Below are 1,198 nucleotides of genomic sequence, written 5' to 3'. Positions count from 1 at the left end.
CGGGTTGGCTGCGACCTGCTCCAGTACGCGGGCCAGGCGTGCCGCGATCCCTTCGGCCGTCTCCCGGTCGAACAGATCCGCCGCATACACGATCCCGCCGCCCAGACCGGCCGGAGCACCGTCACCGTCACGCCGCTCGCCCAGCATCACCGACAGGTCGAACCGCGCCGCCGGCGTCGACACCGACGGCACCTCCCCCACCACCAACCCCGGCAACTCCCACCGCGCCTCCGGCACCGAAGCCAAAGCCAACATCACCTGGAACAACGGATTACGCCCCAGCGACCGCGCCGGATTCACCTCCTCCACCAACCGCTCGAACGGCACGTCCTGGTGCACATACGCACCCAGATCCGCCTCCCGCGCCCGCTCCAACACCTCAGCGAACGACGGATCCCCGCCCACACCCACCCGCAACACCAACGTATTCACGAAGAACCCCACCAACCCATCAAGGCGGTCATCACCACGCCCCGCGATCGGCGTCCCCACCGCAATATCGTCCCCGGCCCCCAACCGGGACAGCAACACCGCCAACGCCGCATGCACCACCATGAACATCGTCGCCCGGCCCCGCCCGGCCACCTCCACCAACCCCGCATGCGCCCCCGCACCCACCTCCACCGGCACCGCACCACTCTCAAACGACGGCACCGCCGGACGCCCACGATCCACCGGCAACACCAACTCCTGCGGAACCCCCGCCAACACCCCACGCCAATAACCCAACTGCTCACTCACCACACTCCCCGGATCATCCAACTCCCCCAACACCTCACGCTGCCACAACGCATAATCCCCATACTGCACCGGCAACACATCCCACTCCGGCACACCACCCACACGCCGCGCCCCATACGCCACCTGCAAATCTCCCGCCAACACCCCCATCGACCAACCATCCGACGCAATGTGATGCACCACCAACAACAACACGAACTCCGACGGAGCCACGCGGAACAGCCATGCGCGCAGGGGAAGTTCGGTGCTCACATCGAAGGCGCGTCCCACGTGCTCGGCGAGGGACTGCTGAAGGTGTTCCTCGTCGCTCTCGATCACCACGAGCGGCGGGCGTCCGGCCGGGCCTTCCAGAATGCGCTGGTACGGCACGCCCTCCACGTCCGGGAACACCGTCCGCAGACTCTCGTGCCGCTCGGCCACGTCACCCAACGCCGCCTCCAACGCCACCACATCCAGA

At 67.4% G+C, this 1,198-nt stretch carries 1 protein-coding gene; it reads right to left on the bottom strand.

The features are described from left to right. The coding region (locus ACH4K4_RS38690; RefSeq protein ID WP_398175080.1) for a condensation domain-containing protein at positions 1–1,198 on the bottom strand (1,198 nt) is incomplete at both ends.

Origin of the sequence: Streptomyces sp. NPDC017529 (assembly GCF_044329785.1) — a bacterium.
Classification (GTDB): Bacteria; Actinomycetota; Actinomycetes; order Streptomycetales; family Streptomycetaceae; genus Streptomyces.
The sequence above is the reverse complement of the archived record's forward strand: the minus strand, read 5'-3'. Positions and strand labels throughout refer to the sequence as shown.